The sequence below is a fragment of the Paraburkholderia silviterrae genome (genome assembly GCF_004353915.1).
Lineage (GTDB): Bacteria > Pseudomonadota > Gammaproteobacteria > Burkholderiales > Burkholderiaceae > Paraburkholderia > Paraburkholderia silviterrae.
Genome location: NZ_SMRP01000001.1, coordinates 246,563 through 264,882, shown reverse-complemented (window position 1 = coordinate 264,882; position 18,320 = coordinate 246,563). Strand labels below are relative to the sequence as shown.

Here is an 18,320-nt window from a genome sequence, read left to right as displayed (position 1 = left end):
TGAAAAGGAGACCGTAATAATCGTGGCGCCGCCGACTGTCATGGCCGCGCTATCTTGCGACCGGTTTCCGCGCTCGAGCGGCGTCGAATGTTTCGGTGCCGCCGTAGAAAGCGGAGGTCCAGATGAATACCCACGAGACGGGAATGGAGGAGTGGCTTCAGCGCAAATATCAGCATGGATTCGTTTCCGACGTGCAGTCCGACACCTTGCCGCGCGGGCTGTCCGAAGACGTGGTCAGGCTGATTTCGGCCAAAAAGCACGAGCCGGAATTCATGCTCGAATGGCGGCTGGCCGCGTACCGGCACTGGCTCACGATGAGCGAGCCGCATTGGGCCACGGTCGAGCATCCACCGATCGACTGGCAGGGTATTGCGTACTACTCGGCGCCGCACGCGCAGGCGAGCGGGCCGAAGAGTCTGGACGAAGTCGATCCGGAACTGCTGCGCACCTACGAGAAACTCGGCGTGCCGTTGCAGGAGCGCGAGATGCTGGCCGGCGTGGCCGTGGACGCGGTATTCGACAGCGTGTCGGTCGCCACGACGTTTCGCAAGCAGCTCGGCGAGCTGGGCATCGTGTTCTGCTCGTTTTCGGAAGCGGTGCAGGAGCATCCGGAACTCGTGCGGCAGTATCTCGGCTCGGTGGTGCCATACACCGACAACTTCTTCGCCACGCTGAACTCGGCGGTATTTAGCGACGGCTCGTTCTGCTACATCCCGCCGGGCGTGCGCTGCCCGATGGAGTTGTCCACGTATTTCCGCATCAACGCGGCCAACACCGGGCAATTCGAGCGCACGCTGATCGTGGCCGACAAGGGCGCATACGTGAGCTATCTGGAAGGCTGCACGGCGCCCATGCGCGACGAGAACCAGCTGCATGCGGCCGTGGTGGAGCTTGTCGCGCTCGAAGGCGCACAGATCCGCTATTCGACTGTGCAGAACTGGTATCCGGGCGACGAGCAGGGGCGCGGCGGCATCTACAACTTCGTGACGAAGCGCGGCGACTGCCGCGAAGCCAACTCAAGAATTTCGTGGACGCAGGTCGAGACGGGCTCCGCCATCACCTGGAAATACCCGAGCGTGATCCTGCGCGGCGACAACTCGGTCGGCGAGTTCTATTCGGTGGCGCTCACGAACCATTACCAGCAAGCCGACACCGGCACGAAGATGATTCATCTCGGGCGCAATACGCGCAGCACGATCCTTTCGAAGGGCATTTCCGCCGGCCGCGGCAGGAACGCCTATCGCGGGCTCGTGAAAATGGGCCGCTCGGCGCAGGACGCGCGCAACTTTAGCCGCTGCGATTCGCTGCTGCTAGGCGAGCGCTGCAGCGCTTTTACATTCCCGTATATCGAGGTGAAGAATTCGAGCGCGAAGGTCGAGCACGAGGCCTCGACGTCACGCATCGGCGAAGACCAGCTGTTCTATTGCATGCAGCGCGGGCTTTCGGAAGAGGACGCGGTGTCGATGATCGTCAACGGCTTTTGCAAGGACGTGTTCAAGGAATTGCCCATGGAATTCGCCGTGGAGGCACAGAAGCTGCTCGGCGTGAGCCTCGAGGGCAGCGTCGGGTAGTGTCGGGTTGTGTCAGTCAGGCAGCGTGGGCTGAGCGAGGCAAACAGGATGCTCGATATCCGCAATTTGAGTGTCGACGTAGAAGGCAAGCCAATCTTGCGCGGCGTCGATCTGCGCGTGAATGCCGGCGAGGTTCACGCGATCATGGGCCCGAACGGCTCGGGTAAGAGCACGCTCGCGCACGTGCTGACCGGGCGCGCACCGTACGTCGTGACGGGCGGCAGCGTGCTCTACGACGGGGCCGACCTGCTCGCGCTCGCACCCGACGAACGCGCGCGCAGAGGCGTCTTTCTCGCGTTCCAGTATCCGGTGGAGATCCCCGGCGTCAGCAACGTCTATCTGCTGAAGGCCGCGCTCAACGCCCAGCGCAAAGCGCGCGGCGAGCCGGAGCTGGATGCCATGGATTTTCTCGCGCTCGTCAAAGAGAAACTCGCGGCCATGGAGATAGGCGAAGACCTGCTCTCGCGCGGCGTCAACGAGGGCTTTTCAGGCGGCGAGAAAAAGCGCAACGAGGTGCTGCAGATGTCCGTGCTGGCGCCGCGTCTCGCCATTCTCGACGAAACCGATTCGGGCCTCGACATCGACGCGCTGCAGGTGGTCGCGCGCGGCATCAACCGGATGCGCAGCGCGGACCGGGCGATCGTGATGGTGACGCACTATCAGCGCCTGCTCGATTACGTCGTGCCGGATCATGTCCACGTGCTCTCTCAGGGACGCATCGTGCGCTCGGGCACGCATGAGCTTGCGCTGGAACTGGAGCGCAAAGGGTACGGCTGGCTCGGCGCCGAAGCACGCGACGAGGATGAGGCACACGAAGGGCCCGGACCGCGCGCCGCGCACTAGCGGCGGTGCACGCCTGTCCGGCGAGGAGCAGCAATGAGCGAGTCGATGCGCGACTACTACCGCGACGCTTTTCGCACGACGGTGAAGACCCTGCCGGGCGTCGAGTTGCCGTGGTTGCGCAGCGCCCGGCGCCACGCGTTCGAGCGGTTCGAGACGCTGGGCTTTCCGGGCACGCAGCTCGAAGCGTGGAAGTACACCAACGTGACGGCCATCGCGCAGCCGCGCTGGCATTTCGCGCCCGCACATCCCGCGCACGCGGACCTGGGCGGCATCGCGAATCTCGTGAGCGATCTCGTGCCGGAAGACGCGGCGAACCGCTTCGTGTTCGTGAACGGCCGCTATGCGCCGAAGCTTTCGCGGCTTGCCGATTTGCCCGAGGGCGCGTTCGTCGGCAGCCTGCGCCAGGCGATGCGCGAAATTCCCCAGCGGCTCCAGGCCGTCATGGCCCGGCGCGAGCAGCAGGACGGCTTCGCGGCGCTGAACGGCGCGTTTCTGAGCGACGGCTATGTGGTCGTGCTGCCGCCGGGATGCGCGATCGAGGCGCCGCTGCATGTGCTGTTTTTCGCCGATGAAGCGGGTCTGGCGATGCATCCGTTCAACGTGGTGCTGGCGGAGCAGGGCGCGCGGTGTTCGATCGTCGAGCAGTTCGCGGGAGTCGCCGACGAGGCCTATTTCGTCAACGCCGCCACCGAGATCGTCGCGGACAGCGAAGCCGACGTCCGCCACTGCCGCATTCAGCAGGAGGCGCGCAGCGCGTTTCACATCGCCCAGGTGGATGTCTCGCAGCAGCGGGCGAGCCACTTCACGTCGCATTCGTTTGCGTTCGGCAGCGCGCTTTCACGCACGCAGATTGCGACGCGGCTCGACGCGGCCGATGCGCGCGCGGATCTGAACGGCCTCTATCTGGTTGGCGCGAGGCAGCATGTCGACCACCATACGCGCATCGATCACGAGCAGCCGCGCGGCACGAGCCGCGAGTACTACCGCGGCGTGCTCGACGGCGCGTCGCACGGCGTGTTCGACGCGCGCGTGATCGTGCATCCGGACGCGCAGCAGACCGACGCGCATCAGGGCAACGACAATCTGCTGCTCTCGCGCGATGCGCAGATCGACACCAAGCCGCAACTGGAGATTCACGCCGACGACGTGAAGTGCACGCACGGCGCGACCGTCGGCCAGCTCGACGAAAACCCGTTGTTTTACCTGCGCTCGCGCGGCCTCGAAGAACGCATGGCGCGTGCCTTGCTGGTGTGGGCGTTCGCGCGCGTGAGCGTGGATCGCGTGGAAAGCGCTGCGCTGCGCAAGCGGCTCACGCAATTGCTGCTCGCGCGCCTGCCCGGCGGCGAATACCTGCGGGAGCTCACATGAAGCCTGTTGAACCGGTAAGGATTCCAGACGAAGACACGGTGGCGCGCTGGCGGCGCGACTTTCCGATTCTGCGCGAACGCGTGCACGGTATGCCGCTCGCGTATCTGGACAACGGCGCGACCACGCAGAAACCCGCGGCTGTGATCGCCGCGGAGCGCGCGTATTACGAGCAGATGAACGCGAACGTGCATCGCGGCGTGCACCTGCTCTCGCAGCGCGCCACGGCAGCCTATGAAGGCGCGCGTGCGCGCATCGCGCGTTTCATTCACGCGGGCCGCGCCGAAGCGATCGTGTACGTCCGCGGCACTACCGAGGCGATCAATCTGGTGGCGCAGAGTTACGTCCGGCCCCGCATTCAGCCCGGCGACGAGATCCTCATCAGCGCGATGGAGCACCATTCGAATATCGTGCCGTGGCAGATGGTCTGCGCGCAGACGGGCGCGGTGCTCAAAGTGGTGCCGATCGACGATGCCGGCGCACTCGACATCGACGCGTACGAACGCATGCTGGGGCCGCGCACGCGCATCGTTGCGATCACGCATGCGTCGAACGCGCTCGGGACCATCAACCCCATTGCGCGGCTGATCGAGCTCGCGCACGCGCGCGGCGTGCCGGTGCTGATCGATGGCGCGCAGGCGATTGCGCATCTGCCCGTCGACGTGGCCGCGCTCGATTGCGACTTCTACGCGTTTTCCGGGCACAAGGTCTACGGGCCAACCGGTATCGGCGCGCTCTACGCCAGGAGCGAGCTGCTCGAGGCGATGCCGCCCTGGCAAGGGGGCGGCGACATGATCCGTTCGGTGAGCTTCGAGAAGACGGAGTACAACGCGATTCCGTGGCGCTTCGAGGCCGGCACGCCGAACATCGCGGGCGCGGTAGGGCTGGCGGCGGCGCTCGACTATCTGAGCGCAATAGATGTGGAAGTGGCGCTCGCGCACGAGGCCGACCTGCTCGCCTATGCGAGCGATGCGCTGCGTGCGGTGCCGCATTTGAGAATGATCGGCACAGCCAGGGAGAAGGTCGGAATCGTATCGTTCGTGATGGCGCACGCGCATGCCCACGATATCGGCACGATCCTCGACCAGTGCGGCGTGGCGGTGCGCACCGGCCATCATTGCGCGATGCCGGTCATGGCGCGCTATGGCGTGCCGGCCACGGTGCGCGCGTCGTTCGCGCTCTATAACACGCGCGCTGAAGTGGATGCGCTCGTCGAAGGCCTCGCGCGCGTGCAGGAGCTGTTCCCGCTATGAGCGACCTTCGTGAGTTGTACCAGGAAATGATTTTCGACCACTACCGGCGGCCGCGGAACTGCCATGCGCTGGCGGGCGCGAACCGTCGGGCCGAGGGCTACAACCCGCTGTGCGGCGACCGCATCACGCTGTATCTGCGCATCGAGGAGGGCATCGTCAAGGACGTCGGCTTCGAGGGCGCCGGCTGCGCGATCGCGACCGCATCGGCCTCGTTGATGACCGAGGCGCTCAAGGGCCGCACCGAAGCCGAGGTCGAGGCGCTGTTCGAGCGCTTTCACGCGATGGCGACGGCCCCGGCCGACCGGCCGCTCGCAGACGTCGCCGGACTCGGCAAGCTCGCGGTGCTGGCCGGCGTGCGCGAGTTTCCGGCGCGCATCAAGTGCGCGACGCTCGCATGGCACACGCTGCGCGCCGCCTTGCGCGACGAAGGCGAACCGGTATCCACGGAATGAAGCGAGCGCCATGATTAACCGCGTAACAGGCAGCGAGGCGAACGACGATGAACTCAGATGACATGCAGGAACGCGACGACGCGCAGGGTAGCGGCGGCGACCTGCTCGCGCGCGTGATCGACGCGCTGCGCACGGTGTACGACCCCGAGATACCGGTCAACATCTACGATCTGGGGCTCGTCTACGAACTCGATGCCGACGACGAAAGCGGGCACGTGACGATCCGCATGACGCTGACCGCGCCCGGTTGCCCCGTTGCGCAGTCATTTCCGGCAACGGTGGAGGACTGCGTCCTGGACGTGGCGGGCGTGAGCACGGCGGAGGTGGAGCTGGTGTGGGATCCGCCGTGGACGAGAGCGCGGATGTCCGAAGCGGCCCGCCTGGAATTGGGGATGTTCTGATATGGCCGACTGGGTGGACGTGGCGCCCTACGCCGATTTTCCGCCGGGCGCCGTGCGCAGCGTGAATGTCGAGGGTGCGCAGGTCGCGGTGTTCAATCTCGACGGCACGTGCTACGCGATCGAAGATATCTGCACGCACGATGGCGGCATCTTGACCGGCGGCACCGTGGAGGGCGATGAGGTGGTTTGCCCGCGGCATGGTGCGCGCTTTTGCATCCGCACGGGCAGAGTCCGCGCGCCGCCGGCTTATGAGGATGTCGAGGTGTTCGCCGTGCGCGTGGAGGGCGGCATCGTGCAGGTGCGCGACACGCGCTGGGACGAGAGCGGTTTTTGATGCGCCGGGTTGGCCCGCATGGCTGAGACTACGCGCGTGCCTCGAATGCCTCGCTGTAGCGCACGGTTGCCGCTGGCACAGGGCCGCGCAGCGCGAGCGCCTGAAAATACTCGGCGGGAACGCCGGGCAGCACCAGCGCGGGCTCGGGCGCGAAGCCAAAGCGCCGGTAATAGTGCGGGTCGCCGAGCAGCACGCAGCCGGCCGCGTGCTGCTCGCGCAACGCGTCGAGCGCATGCTCGACGAGGCGGCTACCGATGCCCTGGCCTTGCCGCTCAGGCACGACCGAAACCGGCCCGAGGCCGAACCAGCCGGCGGTGCCGTCCGAAAGCGCCACGGCAGACAGCGCGATGTGCCCGACGAGCGTCTCCCCGTCCACGGCCACGAGCGAGACTGCCAATTCGCCGGCGGCGCGCAGCGCGTCGACGATGTAGTGCTCGGTGTGGCTCGTGTGCGGCGCGTGGAGGAAGGCGGCCGCGGTCAGCGCGTGGATCGCGGGGATGTCGGTGGGCGTTTCTGGGCGGATTTCGAAAGGCATGGGTGAGCTCGCGTGAAGGCGCGTGAGTTTATCGCGTTACGTGGCGCGAGCCGGGAGGGCACGCTCAAAAAATCGACCGCCCTGTGAGCGTGGTCAGCAGTTCCAGTGACTGGACGCCGGCCAGTGAATTTCCGTTCGCGTCGAGGCCGGGCGACCACACGCACACCGCCATCTCCCCGGGTAGAACCGCTACGATGCCGCCGCCTACACCGCTCTTCGCGGGCAGCCCAACGCGATAGACGAAATCGCCCGCCGCGTCGTAAGTCCCGCAGGTCAGCATGAGCGCCGAGAGCCGCTTGGTCGAGCTCGCGTCGAGTACCCGCTCGCCGCCGGCGGGCGACACCCCGCCGTTGGCCAGAAAGAGCGCCGCGCGCGCCAGCTCCACGCAGTTCATCTCGATCGCGCACTGGCGGCAATAGGCGTCGATCACCGCATTGGCGGGCATCTCCAGATTGCCGAAACTCGCGATGAAATGCGCCATCGCGCGATTGCGCTCGGCGTGCGCGAGTTCCGACTGCGCGACGCGCAGGTCGTAGCCGATGCCGGGTTCGCCAGAGAGCCGCCGAACGAAATCCACCAGCGCCGTCTCGGCCTGCACGAAGCGGCGGCACAGCACATCGGTGACGACGAGCGCGCCCGCGTTGATGAACGGGTTGCGCGGCTTGCCCGCTTCGAATTCGAGCTGCACGAGCGAGTTGAACGCCGTGCCCGACGGCTCGCGGCCCACGCGCTCCCAGAGTGCATCGCCGAGCAGCTGGAACGCCAGCGTGCACGCGAAGAGCTTCGAAATGCTCTGAATCGAAAAGCGCTCGTGCGCGTCGCCGACCGAAAACACACTGCCGTCGAGCGTGACGACCGCCATGCCGAAGCGTTCGGCTGGCACTTTGGCGAGTTCGGGAATGTAGTCGGCCACGCGGCCGGCTGTGCGCCACGGTGCGATGTCGCGATGTATCTGTTCGAGGATCGCTTGATAGTTCTGGCTGGTCATCGGCGGGTCCCTGCAAACGTCAATCGGGTCGGCCCGCGATGATACTTCAGATTACATGCCGATGCCCGCGTTGAGCGGGCATCGGCGGCGGACATTCGAGCGCGAGCCAATAACTTACAGGTTCACCGCCCTATACGATGGGCGGAGCCAAGCCGCTCACGCCGTAAGGGTTTGATGCCGACGCGCATTTCGACGCCACCAGCGGCACTGGCAAACGGCCCGGTGCGCGCCAATGCGATTTGCTGTTTGTGAAACAGTAGAGGCTGAGCGAGACCGGCAACCCGCGCCGCGACTACGCCTCGTCCTTCAACTCGCGCAGATGCTTGTACACCGTCGCGCGCCCCATGCCCAGCACCTTCGCCACGTAGTTCGCCGAGCTCTTGCCCTTGAACGCGCCCTCGGCATGCAGCGCTTCCACCAGCTCGCGCCGGTGCTCGCGCGTTAGCGAGTTGAGCGCCACCTGGCGCTCGCGCAGCCAGCCGTGCAGGAAGGTGTTGATGCGCTCCTGCCAGTCGTCCTTGAACAGCTCCTCCGGCTGCGCAATCACGCCCGCGCCGCGCAGGAACAGATCGAGCGTCGCCTGCATGTCGTCGAAGGCCGCGATGTTGAAGTTGATGCACATGACACCCGCGGCATGCCCGTCGTCGTCGAACAGCGCCGTGCTCACGCAGCGCATGCGCCGCCCGTCCCAGTTCACCTTCTCGTAGGGGCCCAGCAGCTTGTTGCGCGTGGTTTCCTCGACGTCCTCCAGCGCGGCGTCGTCGCCGATCTCGCGCTTCGAGAGATTGTTCGAGAGGTACGCCACGGTCTGGTCCGAGAGGTCGTGGATCACCACTTCGGCGAACGGGAAAAACAGCGTCGTGATGCTGTCCGCCACGTGCGCGTAGCGTTCGAGCAGCCGCTCGCGCGGCGTCTTCGCGCTGGCGGGCTGCTGCGCAGGGCGCTTTGCAGGCGGCTTCGCAGGCGGCTTGGCGGGCTGCCTGGCGGCCGGCTTGATGGGTGGCTTCGCGGAGTCTTTTTTCTGCATCGGACCGGGGGCCGTTAGGCGTCGGAAGGTTCGTCAATGAGGACGTCGATGATACTGCGCCTGGTGGATCCTTAGTGCACGCGCGACGGCGCTACGCGCACGCGCAGCAGATGCGTGTAGAGCGCGTGGGCGATCGCGATATCTTCGAGGCCGAGTCCGATCGAGCGGAAGAATACGTGGCGCGTGTAGCCGGGGCGCGGGCAGGCGTCGTTCGCAAGCTCGGCGAGGTCTCCCACGATTGCCTCCGGCGACCAGCCGTGCCCGCGCGCGGCCAGCACCATCTCGCCGGCGCTTTGCGGCGTGGTGCGGCGATAGTCGCAATACACGTCGAGCGTGGGCAGCACGGCTGGATCGATCTCGTGTGCCTGCGCGACGTTCGTGCTGATCGAGGTGATGAGCGCGGGCTTGGTGAGCGCGTCGAGCGCGAGCACCGGCTTGCCCGACGAGGTGCAGAGCATGACGACGTCGGCGTCGGCGACGCATTCCTGCGCCGTTGCCGCGAGGCTCACGCGCGCGTCGGCGGCGCGCACGCTAGCGGCGCGCGCGGCGTCGCCGGCGAGCTTCGGCGCATAAACGCGAATGCTCTCCCACGCGCGCAGCGGCGCGGCGTGGCGGATGTGCGCGAGCGCCACCGCGCCCGCGCCGATCACGGCGAGGCGCCGCGCGTCGCGCGGCGCGAGCTGGTCGACGGCGAGCGCCGTGGTGCCCGCCGTGCGCTCGGTCGTGAGCAGCGCCGCATCGCACCACATGAGCGGCTGGCCGGTGTGCATCGACATCAGCGCGGTCCAGGCCGTGACGATGGGCTTCGCGCCCTCGGTGCCCGCGATGTACGGCGAGAGCTTCGCGCCAAACACGCCGGCGTCGGCCAGCACACCCAGGTAGGTGATGAAATCGCCCGCCTCGCGCGGAAACAGCGCGAGCGTCTGCGGCGGCTGCACGGCTTCGCCGCGGCCGAGCGCTGCGAACATGTCCGCGAGCACGCCGCGCACGTCGAGGGCGGGGAGCGCGGCGCGTACCTGCGCGGCGTCGACGATGAACGGCGCCGCGGTGCTTGCGTGGGGAACTGACGTTTCGGACATGCTGTGCTCCATGTGTAGACATTTTTGTCCATTCTAGACTTTATTTTTATTTTTCGTCTATATTTGTCTGGCGGCCGCGAGACTCTCGCGAAGGGCGCCGCCCGACCTCCAAGAAAACGCCGGGCCGCCCCAAGTTTTCTTGACCCCCTCGGGGGGCCTGGCGCGAAGCGACAGGTTTGGGGGCACACTCATTAAAGACATTGGTGACGACGATGAACAGAAAGATGATTCGCTACGCGCGAGCGGTCCGCCTTGCGGGCCTGGCCGGCTTGCTTGGCGCGGGACTCGGCATGACGGCGGGCGCGGCGCACGCGCAGGGCACGCAGACGCTGCGTTTCGGCGTGGAGGCGTCCTACCCGCCGTTCGAGAGCAAGACGCCCTCGGGCCAGTTGCAGGGCTTCGACATCGACATCGGCAATGCGGTTTGCCAGCGCATGCAGATGAAGTGCGTGTGGGTGGAGAACAGTTTCGACGGCCTGATCGCGGCGCTCGAGGCGCGCAAGTTCGACGTCATCAACTCGGCGATGAACATCACCGACAAGCGCCGCCAGCAGATCGATTTCACGCCGGCTGTCTACGTGATGCCGATCCAGATGGTCGCCAGGCGCGGCTCGGGGCTGCAGCCTACTCCGGCGAGCCTCAAGGGCAAGCAGATCGGCGTGCTGCAAGGATCGACGCAGGAAGATTACGTGCGCAAGCACTGGGCGACGCAGGGCGTGTCGATCGTCACGTACGAGAACCAGGACCAGATTTTCGCGGACCTCGCCGCGGGCCGTCTGGACGGCGCGGTCCAGGAAGTGCAGACTGCCACCGACGGCTTCCTTTCGAAGCCGCAAGGCAAGGACTTCGATTTCGCGGGCGCGCCGCTCAAGGATCCCGCCACGCTCGGCGAGGGCACGGGCTTCGGCATGCGCAAGAACGACGCGGCGCTCAAGGCCAAGGTGGACGCGGCGCTCGACTCGCTGCGCCAGGACGGCACGCTCACGAAGCTTTCGATGAAGTATTTCGGTCGCGACATCGTCGCGAAGTGATGCGCAGCGGGGGCGCACTTATGGACTCCAGAGGAATGGCATGAGCAAGGACGCGATCGTCCTCGGCGCGGGCATCGTAGGCGTGAGCGTCGCGCTGCATCTGCAGGCGCGCGGCGTGCGCGTCACGCTCGTCGACCGGCGCGCGCCGGGCGAGGAAACGAGCTTTGGCAATGCGGGGCTGATCGAGGCGTCGTCGGTGGTGCCGTATGGCTTCCCGCGCGACTGGCGCACGCTGCTGCGGCTCATGCGCAACGACTCGACGATGCTGCGCTACGACCTGCGCTCGCTGCCCGCCTACGCGCGCTGGCTCGCGTTGTTCTGGCGCGAGTCGGCGCCGGCGCGGCTGGCGGGCGCGGCGCACGACATGCTGCCGCTCATCGGGCGCTGCGTCGCCGAGCACGAGGCGCTGCTCGCACGTTCGGCCGCATACACGGACGCACGCACTGGCGCGTACACGGAAACACGCACGGACGCATTCACGGACGCGCGCACAGACGCCTACACGGAAACACGTACGGATTTGCGCGCGCTCGTGCGTCCGGTCGGCTGGCTGGAGGCGTACCGTTCGCCGGCGGAATTCGAGCGCGAGCGCGCAGAGGCGCTGCGCGTGGCCGGGCAGCATGGCCTGCGCGTGAATGTCCTCGATGCGGCGGGTCTGCGCGCGGCGGAGGCGTCGCTCTCGGAGGGCTATGCGGGTGCGATTCACTGGGCCGATCCGGCCAGCGTGGCGGATCCCGGCGCGCTAGTGAAGGGCTACGCGCAGTTGTTCCTGTGCGAAGGCGGCAGGTTCGCGAAGGGCGATGCGCTCACCTTGCGCCAGGAGGGCAGCGGCTGGCAGGTGCGCACCGAGGATGGGCCGCTGACTGCGGAGCTTGCCGTCGTCGCGCTCGGGCCGTGGTCGGATCTCGTGACCGGGCCGCTCGGCTACCACGTGCCGCTGATGGCCAAACGCGGCTATCACATGCATTACGCGAGCGAGGCGAGCGCGCCGCTCACGCGTCCCGTGGTGGATATCGAGGGCGGCTACGTGGTCGCGCCGATGAGCCGCGGCCTGCGGCTGACCACCGGCGTGGAGCTGGCCACGCGCGAGCGGCCGCCCAATTACGCGCAGCTCGATGCGGCCGAGCGCGCGGCGCGGCCCGTGTTCGGGCTCGGCAAGCGGCTCGACGAAACGCCGTGGATGGGCATGCGCCCGTGCACGCCGGACATGCGTCCGGTGCTCGGGCCCGCGCCGCGTCATGCGGGGCTGTGGTTCGCCTTCGGCCACAACCACCACGGCCTCACGCTGGGCCCGGTGACCGGGCGGCTCGTCGCGGAGCAGATCATGGGCGAGACGCCTTTCACCGATCCCAAGCCTTATCTGCCGCACCGTTTCGCGTAGCACGGCACAGGCGTGGCGGCAGCGCGGGCTGCCGCTTCGTCACGCGAGCAGCGCGCATTGGCGAGCCCGATGCGATGCACTCGATGCGCTCAATGCACCACGCGCACCCACCGCGCTCAATGCACTCAATGTGCGCCCGCCGCGCCGCCTCCGCTCGAACCTCGCGTCGACTTCGTGATCCAGATGAGTGGAATGATCGCGAGGAAGATGATCGCCGAGATATAGAAGATATCGTTCAGGCCCATCATCGCGGCCTGGGTCGTGAGCTGGAAATCGAACAGCGCGCGCGCCGAGGGCTCGCTCAGGTTCAGCGTCTGCTGGGTCTGGCCGATCGACTGCTGGAAGATCGGGTTGTAGATGGAAGCCTGCTCGGTCAGGCGCGCGTGATGGAGGATCGTGCGGTTGTTCCAGGCGTTGGTCGAAATCGACGTGCCCACGGCGCCGCAGAACACGCGCACGAAATTCGAGAGCCCCGCGGCGGCCGGAATGCGGCCGGGCGGCTGGCCCGCGAGAATGATCGCGGTGAGCGGCACGAAGAACAGCGCCATCGGGATGCCCTGCAGCAGCGTGGGCAGCACGAGGTGGAAGGTGTCGATCTCGATCACATACTGCGAGCGCATGAAGAACACGCCCGCGAACATGATGAACGCGATCGTGGCGATGACGCGCGCGTCCGAGCGCGGCAGGATGCGTCCCACCACCGGCGCGAGGATCACGGCGAAGATGCCGAGCGGCGCAGTGACGAGACCCGCGTCCACCGAGCGATAGTTCAGGTACTCCTGCATCCACTGCGGCAGCAACACGAGATTGCCGAAAAACACGGCATAGGCCACCGAAATCGCGATCGTGCCGCCGAGGAAATTCCGCTGCGCAAAGAGCCGCAGGTCCACGATGGGATGCTCCTCGGTTAGCTCCCAGACGAGGAAGAACGCGAAGCTGATGAGCGCGGTCACGCCGAGCGTGACGATCACGGACGAATTGAACCAGTCGAGATCCTTGCCCTTGTCGAGCATGATCTGCAGCGAGGCCACCCAGGCGACGAGCAACCCGAGGCCCACGATGTCGATGGGCGGCTTGCGCGTGGGCGATTCGCGGTGGCGGTAGATGCTCCAGGTGATGAAGGCCGCGAACAGGCCCACCGGGATGTTGATGTAGAAGATCCACGACCAGTTGTAGCTGTCGGTGATCCAGCCGCCCAGCGCCGGGCCCGCGATCGGGCCGACCGTGGTGGTCATGGCCCAGAAGGCGAGCGCGGTGGCGGACTTGTCGCGCGGCCAGGAGCCCAGCAGGATGGCTTGCGAGAGCGGGATCAGCGGGCCGGCCACGGCGCCTTGCAGCACGCGCGCGATCAGCAGGATCGGCAGGCTGGGTGCGATGCCGCACAGCCACGAGGCCAGCACGAACGAGAGGATCGACGCCACGAACAGGCGCACCTGGCCGAAGCGCTGCGTGAGCCAGCCCGTGAGCGGGATGGAGACCGCATTGGCGGCCGCGAACACGGTGATGACCCACGTGCCTTCATCGACCGAAACGCCGAGGTCGCCCGAGATGGTCGGGATGGCCACGTTGGCGATCGACGTGTCCAGCACGTTCATGAAGGTCGCGAGCGCGACGGCGATGGTCGCGAGGATCAGCTTGCCGCCTTCGAGCGGAGGCGGTGGCGCGGGTGGCGGAGACGATGAGGATGGCGAGGTGGGCTGGCTCAAGCTTCTTCTCCGCAAATTCGGGGGCTGCAGGCAACGCGCAAGGTCCGCGCGGCGGACCGGATTTTCGCCAAGAATACCTGCAATCTCGCAACGGCATGGGCGGGCGTGAAAGCATCCCCAGGCGCGTGAGGGGCATCGGCGGCGCGCGGGCAGCAGGCGTTCTCACGCGTTCCTTTCGTTTTGCCGGCGTGCATACGCCTGTCGCAAGGGCGGCGTATGCTTGCGGCAGTCATGCGGGCCACGGCGCACTGCCTCGTCGGGCGGGCGTGCAGCGCTGCATGCGGGTGATGCGAGTTTTGTGGATCGGCAAGTCAAAGACACGGCCAGAGGGGATCAAGACAATGAGCTGGAAACAATTCGATGGCGGTTGGCGCCTCGCGCCCGCCGAAGGCGCGGCGCGCGCGCTCGTCGTGCTGCTGCACGGGGTGGGGAGCAATGCGCGCGATCTGATGCCGCTCGCCGACGCCTGGCGCGACGCGCTGCCCGGCGTCGCCTTCGCTTCGCTCGACGGCAACGAGCCGTTCGACGGCGGCTTCGGCGGGCGCCAGTGGTTCACGCTGCGCGACGTGAGCGAGACGAACCGCGCGGCGCGCGTGGCCGCGGCGGCGCCGGTGCTGGAAAAGCGCCTCGCCGACGAGCTCGCGCATTGGGGACTCGGTTTCGACCGCCTCGCGCTGGTCGGTTTCTCGCAGGGTTCGATCATGTCGCTCTATCACGTGGCGACGCAGCCCGAGGGCGCGGCGGCCGTGGTCGTTTACGCCGGGCGCCTCGTCACGCCGGTCGTCGCGAAGAGCCTGACGCCGCTCACGCTCGTGCACGGCGAGGACGACGAGGTGATTCCCGTGCTGGAGCTCGAGCGCGCCGCCGCGGCGTTCAGCGACGCGGGTTTTGCCGTGGCGGCGTTTGCGCTGCCGGGCGTCGGTCACACGATTACCGCGCAAGGCGCGATGCTCGGGCGCGACGCACTGGTGCGGGCGCTGGGGTAGTGAGTTCGCGCGCCGCCGCGGCCTGACTTATTTTTTCCACACTTCCCGATTAAGCTGCCCGGTTATTTTTTGGCGCGGCTAAAGTCTCGCCCGGCTTTCGCCGTAAACAAAGCCAGAGGGCCGTAATGGCTCTCTGGCGCCCGGTCGGACAAACGTTTGCGACCGGGCTCGAATGCCGGGCGGTCCACCGCCAGGCACGCCTCCACACGCAACGACGAATAACGACAACATGGCCCGAGCCACGCGCCAATTTCTGCACATGGGGTCTCGCCAGAACATGGCGATCGATCCCGGCACTGCCAATACGCTGATCTATACGGCGCAAGGGGGCATCCTGCTCGATCAGCCCTCGGTGGTCTGCCGCGAGCGCGGCGCGGGTGCCGGCAATGGCGGCGCGTCGGCCGTCGCTGCCGTGGGCGCGCAGGCCAAGGCGCTCCTCGGGCGCACGCCGCAGAACCTCGAAACCGTGAAGCCGCTCGTGCACGGCGTGATTGCCGACTTTGCCGCCGCCGAGCAGATGATGCGCCGCTTCGTCGCCATGGCGCGCCCGCAGCGCCGCTTCGGCCGCCGCTCGGCGTTCACCGTGTGCGTGCCGGGGGCGGCCACGCGCGTGGAGCGGCGCGCGCTGCGCGATGCCGCGTTCGCGGCCGGCGCGGCGAGCGTGAACCTGATCGGCGAATCACTGGCTTCGGCGCTGGGCGCGGGGCTGCCGGTCGCCTCGGCCACGGGCTCGATGGTCGTCGACATCGGCGGCGGCACGACCGAAGTAGGCGTGCTCGCGCTGGGCGGCGTGGCCGTCAGCGGCTCGGTGCGCGTGGGCGGCGACCAGTTCGATCGCGCCATCATCGAGCACGTGCGCGGCCTCTACGGCGTGATCCTCGGCGAGCAGACCGCCGAGCACGTCAAGAAGATCATCGGCAGCGCGCTGCGCGGCGAGCCCATCGAGCGCCTGCGCGCGACCGGTCGCAGCCTTGAGGACGGCCTGCCGCGCACCATCGAAATCACGAGCGAGGACATCGCCGATGCGCTCGCCTTGCCGCTGCGCCAGGTGATCAGCGTGGTGCGCCAGGTGTTCGAGCAGGCGCCGCCCGAGCTTGCCAGCGATATCGCCGATAGCGGCGTCGTGCTCACGGGCGGCGGCGCGCTGCTCGGCCGCCTCGACCAGTGCCTGGCCGCCGAGCTGGGCGTGCCGGTGCGCGTGGCCGACGCGCCGCTCACCTGCGCCGTGCGCGGCGCGGGCGCGGCAGCGGCGGGCGCCGTGCCCGCCGGCCAGCCCGACTTCGACGCCTGCGACTGAGCGGCGGTTCGAGCGCGCCGCTGGGTTGCGCGGGCGCTGGCAAGCGCCCGCAACCGCCCGAATAGCGGACCAACGCAAAGCGGCCACCCAGGGTGGCCGCTTTCACAGGAATCCGGAAATATCGCAGTCCGAACCGGTTTGGCTTACTCGCGGCCGTGTGCGTGGGCGTCGAGCTTGTGCTCGGCGGCTTCGCCCACGAGGCCCGCGTAGTAGAGATGCACGCCGATGGCGAGCGAGTCGTTGCGGATCTCGTGGAAGGCCTTCCATGCCTTCACCGGATCCTTGAACACGAGGTAGTGCGCTTCCTGCGAGACGAGGCGCGCGACCTGGTGCAGGCCGTGGCCGTGCAGGGCGTCGACGAGGGCGTCGAGGCTGCGGTGCGTGCGCGCGTCGGTGCGCGGGTAGAGCATATGCAGGACCGCCACGCGCTCGGACGCAAGTGCTGCGGAGAGCGCAACCACGATGTCCTGGTGATTGAGCGCGGTGACGATGGCGTCCTCTGCAAGTTCGTCTTCTGCGAACAGGGTGTCGATCGAGATGTTCATCTGTTCATTCCTTACGTTTTGCGTACAGCGCGTGTGGCGTGAGAAAAAAGCCCGCCAAGGGAGGCGGGCCAATATGGCATTGAAAGCAAGACAGGGGAAGTCGTTGCATGTCAAGCAGTATGTCAGAGCAGGACTGATCCATGTTGCACTGCACTGACAAAATATTGTTGCAGAAATCGGTGTTAAGGGAGCCGCAAGCATTCAATGTTGCTGGCTGGAGGAGGCATTGTTGCCGGGTTCGCTATCAATCGATGCTGCGTCGCGCCGTAGAATGCGTCAGGTGGTCGCAGTGAAGCCGGCCTGGAAAATCGGGCGACGAGCGACACCGTGCCTTCCCTCTCTTGCGAGGTGAAGGCAATTCAATGCAAGGACAAGACATGATCGATTCGAAGACTCACGCCACACTCACGATCCCCGGCCACGCCGAAGGCGTTCAGCTGCCGGTCTACAAGGGCACGACGGGCCCGGACGTGATCGACATCCGCAAGCTGTACGGCCAGACCGGCATGTTCACCTACGACCCCGGCTTCATGTCGACGGCGGCGTGCAACTCGGCGATCACCTATATCGATGGCGACAAGGGCGAGCTGCTCTACCGCGGCTACCCGATCGACAACCTCGCGCAGAACGCCGACTTCCTCGAGACCTGCTACCTGCTGCTCAAGGGCGAGTTGCCGACGCAACAGCAAAAGGACGAATTCGTCGCGATGGTCACGAACCACACGATGGTTCATGAGCAGATGCATTTCTTTTTCCGGGGGTTCCGCCGTGACGCACATCCGATGGCGATTCTGGTGGCGGCGGTCGGCGCACTGTCCGCGTTCTATCACGACTCGCTCGACATCAACGAGCCGACGCACCGCGAGGTGTCTGCGATCCGCATGATCGCCAAGCTGCCGACGCTCGTCGCCATGGCGTACAAGTACAGCATCGGCCAGCCGTTCGTGTATCCGCGCAACGACCTCTCGTACAGCGCGAACTTCATGCAGATGATGTTCTCGACGCCGAGCGAGGAGTACAAGGTCAACGACGTGCTCGTGCGCGCGCTCGACCGCATCCTGATCCTGCACGCCGACCACGAGCAGAACGCCTCGACCTCGACGGTGCGCCTCGCGGGCTCGTCGGGCGCGAACCCGTTCGCGTGTATCGCGGCCGGCATCGCGTGTCTGTGGGGTCCGGCGCACGGCGGCGCGAACGAAGCCGCGCTGAACATGCTCGAAGAGATCGGCTCGGTCGACAACATCCCCGAGTTCATCAGGAAGGTGAAGGACAAGAATTCGGGCGTGAAGCTGATGGGCTTTGGCCACCGCGTCTACAAGAACTACGATCCGCGCGCGAAGCTCATGCGCGAGACGTGCTACGAGGTGCTCAACGAGCTCGGCCTGCACGACGATCCGCTGTTCAAGCTCGCGATGGCGCTCGAAAAGATCGCGCTGGAAGACGAGTACTTCGTGTCGCGCAAGCTGTACCCGAACGTGGACTTCTACTCGGGTATCGTGCAGCGCGCGCTGGGCATCCCGACCTCG

Annotated in this window: 18 protein-coding genes; 12 read left to right on the top strand and 6 right to left on the bottom strand. The window is 66.7% G+C overall.

What is annotated here, in order from left to right:
• Window positions 1-122 precede the first annotated feature (122 nt).
• Genes sufB through EYW47_RS01270 form a run of 7 tightly spaced genes read left to right on the top strand, consistent with a single transcriptional unit; the run spans window position 123 to window position 6,219 of the window.
• Window positions 123-1,571 carry a Fe-S cluster assembly protein SufB gene (gene sufB / locus EYW47_RS01300; RefSeq protein WP_133193080.1) on the top strand — a complete coding sequence of 483 codons (1,449 nt, stop codon included), beginning with the start codon at window positions 123-125 and terminating at the stop codon, window positions 1,569-1,571.
• Between the two features lie 48 nt (window positions 1,572-1,619).
• The gene (sufC, locus tag EYW47_RS01295) at window positions 1,620-2,414 is read left to right on the top strand and encodes a Fe-S cluster assembly ATPase SufC (protein WP_133193079.1); all 795 of its coding nucleotides are present in this window, start codon (window positions 1,620-1,622) and stop codon (window positions 2,412-2,414) included.
• Window positions 2,415-2,447: 33 nt separating this feature from the next.
• The gene (gene sufD / locus EYW47_RS01290) at window positions 2,448-3,782 is read left to right on the top strand and encodes a Fe-S cluster assembly protein SufD (RefSeq protein ID WP_133193078.1); all 1,335 of its coding nucleotides are present in this window, start codon (window positions 2,448-2,450) and stop codon (window positions 3,780-3,782) included.
• Window positions 3,779-5,032, top strand: a complete 1,254-nt coding sequence (locus EYW47_RS01285) for an aminotransferase class V-fold PLP-dependent enzyme (RefSeq protein WP_133193077.1) — start codon at window positions 3,779-3,781, stop codon at window positions 5,030-5,032. The genes sufD and EYW47_RS01285 overlap by 4 nt, the downstream gene beginning before the upstream one ends.
• Window positions 5,029-5,484 (top strand): Fe-S cluster assembly sulfur transfer protein SufU, encoded by a 456-nt coding sequence (sufU, locus tag EYW47_RS01280; RefSeq protein WP_133193076.1) that lies wholly within the window; start codon window positions 5,029-5,031, stop codon window positions 5,482-5,484. Before EYW47_RS01285 ends, sufU begins: the two co-directional genes overlap by 4 nt.
• 47 nt (window positions 5,485-5,531) lie before the next feature.
• Complete coding sequence (locus tag EYW47_RS01275; protein WP_133193075.1) at window positions 5,532-5,885, top strand: SUF system Fe-S cluster assembly protein; 354 nt, start codon at window positions 5,532-5,534, stop codon at window positions 5,883-5,885.
• A 1-nt stretch (window position 5,886) separates the two neighbouring features.
• Window positions 5,887-6,219 carry a Rieske (2Fe-2S) protein gene (locus EYW47_RS01270; protein WP_133193074.1) on the top strand — a complete coding sequence of 111 codons (333 nt, stop codon included), beginning with the start codon at window positions 5,887-5,889 and terminating at the stop codon, window positions 6,217-6,219.
• Between the two features lie 28 nt (window positions 6,220-6,247).
• Here EYW47_RS01270 and EYW47_RS01265 read toward each other — a convergent pair whose 3' ends face one another.
• The 4 genes from EYW47_RS01265 to EYW47_RS01250 all read right to left on the bottom strand — a co-directional run bounded on the left by EYW47_RS01265 (window position 6,248) and on the right by EYW47_RS01250 (window position 9,848).
• The gene (locus EYW47_RS01265; protein ID WP_133193073.1) at window positions 6,248-6,754 is read right to left on the bottom strand and encodes a GNAT family N-acetyltransferase; all 507 of its coding nucleotides are present in this window, start codon (window positions 6,752-6,754) and stop codon (window positions 6,248-6,250) included.
• 64 nt (window positions 6,755-6,818) lie between these two features.
• Window positions 6,819-7,742 carry a glutaminase gene (locus tag EYW47_RS01260; RefSeq protein WP_133193072.1) on the bottom strand — a complete coding sequence of 308 codons (924 nt, stop codon included), beginning with the start codon at window positions 7,740-7,742 and terminating at the stop codon, window positions 6,819-6,821.
• Window positions 7,743-8,034: 292 nt separating this feature from the next.
• On the bottom strand, window positions 8,035-8,769 hold the full coding sequence (locus EYW47_RS01255; protein ID WP_133193071.1) for a helix-turn-helix transcriptional regulator: 735 nt from the start codon (window positions 8,767-8,769) through the stop codon (window positions 8,035-8,037).
• 71 nt (window positions 8,770-8,840) lie between these two features.
• Window positions 8,841-9,848, bottom strand: coding sequence for an ornithine cyclodeaminase family protein (locus tag EYW47_RS01250; protein WP_133193070.1), 1,008 nt, complete (start codon window positions 9,846-9,848; stop codon window positions 8,841-8,843).
• A 212-nt stretch (window positions 9,849-10,060) separates the two neighbouring features.
• Here EYW47_RS01250 and EYW47_RS01245 point away from each other — a divergent pair, with 212 nt between their 5' ends.
• Entirely contained in the window at window positions 10,061-10,879 is an 819-nt protein-coding gene (locus EYW47_RS01245) for an ABC transporter substrate-binding protein (RefSeq protein ID WP_133193069.1), read from the top strand.
• A 40-nt stretch (window positions 10,880-10,919) separates the two neighbouring features.
• Entirely contained in the window at window positions 10,920-12,260 is a 1,341-nt protein-coding gene (locus EYW47_RS01240) for an NAD(P)/FAD-dependent oxidoreductase (protein WP_133193068.1), read from the top strand.
• 125 nt (window positions 12,261-12,385) lie between these two features.
• Here the strand turns inward: EYW47_RS01240 and EYW47_RS01235 are convergent, their stop codons facing one another.
• Complete coding sequence (locus EYW47_RS01235) at window positions 12,386-13,966, bottom strand: DHA2 family efflux MFS transporter permease subunit (RefSeq protein ID WP_133193067.1); 1,581 nt, start codon at window positions 13,964-13,966, stop codon at window positions 12,386-12,388.
• A 341-nt stretch (window positions 13,967-14,307) separates the two neighbouring features.
• On the opposite strand from EYW47_RS01235, the gene EYW47_RS01230 reads away from it, so the two are divergent.
• Window positions 14,308-14,952, top strand: a complete 645-nt coding sequence (locus tag EYW47_RS01230; RefSeq protein WP_133193066.1) for an alpha/beta hydrolase — start codon at window positions 14,308-14,310, stop codon at window positions 14,950-14,952.
• 229 nt (window positions 14,953-15,181) lie between these two features.
• Window positions 15,182-16,249 (top strand): rod shape-determining protein, encoded by a 1,068-nt coding sequence (gene mreB / locus EYW47_RS01225; protein WP_133193065.1) that lies wholly within the window; start codon window positions 15,182-15,184, stop codon window positions 16,247-16,249.
• Between the two features lie 143 nt (window positions 16,250-16,392).
• Here the strand turns inward: mreB and EYW47_RS01220 are convergent, their stop codons facing one another.
• Window positions 16,393-16,794: a hypothetical protein gene (locus tag EYW47_RS01220; protein WP_133193064.1), complete on the bottom strand. Its 402-nt coding sequence runs from the start codon at window positions 16,792-16,794 to the stop codon at window positions 16,393-16,395.
• Window positions 16,795-17,171: 377 nt separating this feature from the next.
• On the opposite strand from EYW47_RS01220, the gene gltA reads away from it, so the two are divergent.
• Window positions 17,172-18,320: citrate synthase (gene gltA / locus EYW47_RS01215; RefSeq protein WP_240763486.1), on the top strand; the 1,149-nt coding region annotated here is incomplete at its 3' end.

What these genes read in the sequence shown, in the direction of transcription:
- sufB (WP_133193080.1), top strand. Translation starts at nt 123, where the DNA reads ATGAATACCCACGAGACGGGAATGGAGGAGTGGCTTCAGCGCAAATAT.
- sufC (WP_133193079.1), top strand. Translation starts at nt 1,620, where the DNA reads ATGCTCGATATCCGCAATTTGAGTGTCGACGTAGAAGGCAAGCCAATC.
- sufD (WP_133193078.1), top strand. Translation starts at nt 2,448, where the DNA reads ATGAGCGAGTCGATGCGCGACTACTACCGCGACGCTTTTCGCACGACG.
- EYW47_RS01285 (WP_133193077.1), top strand. Translation starts at nt 3,779, where the DNA reads ATGAAGCCTGTTGAACCGGTAAGGATTCCAGACGAAGACACGGTGGCG.
- sufU (WP_133193076.1), top strand. Translation starts at nt 5,029, where the DNA reads ATGAGCGACCTTCGTGAGTTGTACCAGGAAATGATTTTCGACCACTAC.
- EYW47_RS01275 (WP_133193075.1), top strand. Translation starts at nt 5,532, where the DNA reads ATGAACTCAGATGACATGCAGGAACGCGACGACGCGCAGGGTAGCGGC.
- EYW47_RS01270 (WP_133193074.1), top strand. Translation starts at nt 5,887, where the DNA reads ATGGCCGACTGGGTGGACGTGGCGCCCTACGCCGATTTTCCGCCGGGC.
- EYW47_RS01265 (WP_133193073.1), bottom strand. Translation starts at nt 6,754, where the DNA reads ATGCCTTTCGAAATCCGCCCAGAAACGCCCACCGACATCCCCGCGATC.
- EYW47_RS01260 (WP_133193072.1), bottom strand. Translation starts at nt 7,742, where the DNA reads ATGACCAGCCAGAACTATCAAGCGATCCTCGAACAGATACATCGCGAC.
- EYW47_RS01255 (WP_133193071.1), bottom strand. Translation starts at nt 8,769, where the DNA reads ATGCAGAAAAAAGACTCCGCGAAGCCACCCATCAAGCCGGCCGCCAGG.
- EYW47_RS01250 (WP_133193070.1), bottom strand. Translation starts at nt 9,848, where the DNA reads ATGTCCGAAACGTCAGTTCCCCACGCAAGCACCGCGGCGCCGTTCATC.
- EYW47_RS01245 (WP_133193069.1), top strand. Translation starts at nt 10,061, where the DNA reads ATGAACAGAAAGATGATTCGCTACGCGCGAGCGGTCCGCCTTGCGGGC.
- EYW47_RS01240 (WP_133193068.1), top strand. Translation starts at nt 10,920, where the DNA reads ATGAGCAAGGACGCGATCGTCCTCGGCGCGGGCATCGTAGGCGTGAGC.
- EYW47_RS01230 (WP_133193066.1), top strand. Translation starts at nt 14,308, where the DNA reads ATGAGCTGGAAACAATTCGATGGCGGTTGGCGCCTCGCGCCCGCCGAA.
- mreB (WP_133193065.1), top strand. Translation starts at nt 15,182, where the DNA reads ATGGCCCGAGCCACGCGCCAATTTCTGCACATGGGGTCTCGCCAGAAC.
- EYW47_RS01220 (WP_133193064.1), bottom strand. Translation starts at nt 16,794, where the DNA reads ATGAACATCTCGATCGACACCCTGTTCGCAGAAGACGAACTTGCAGAG.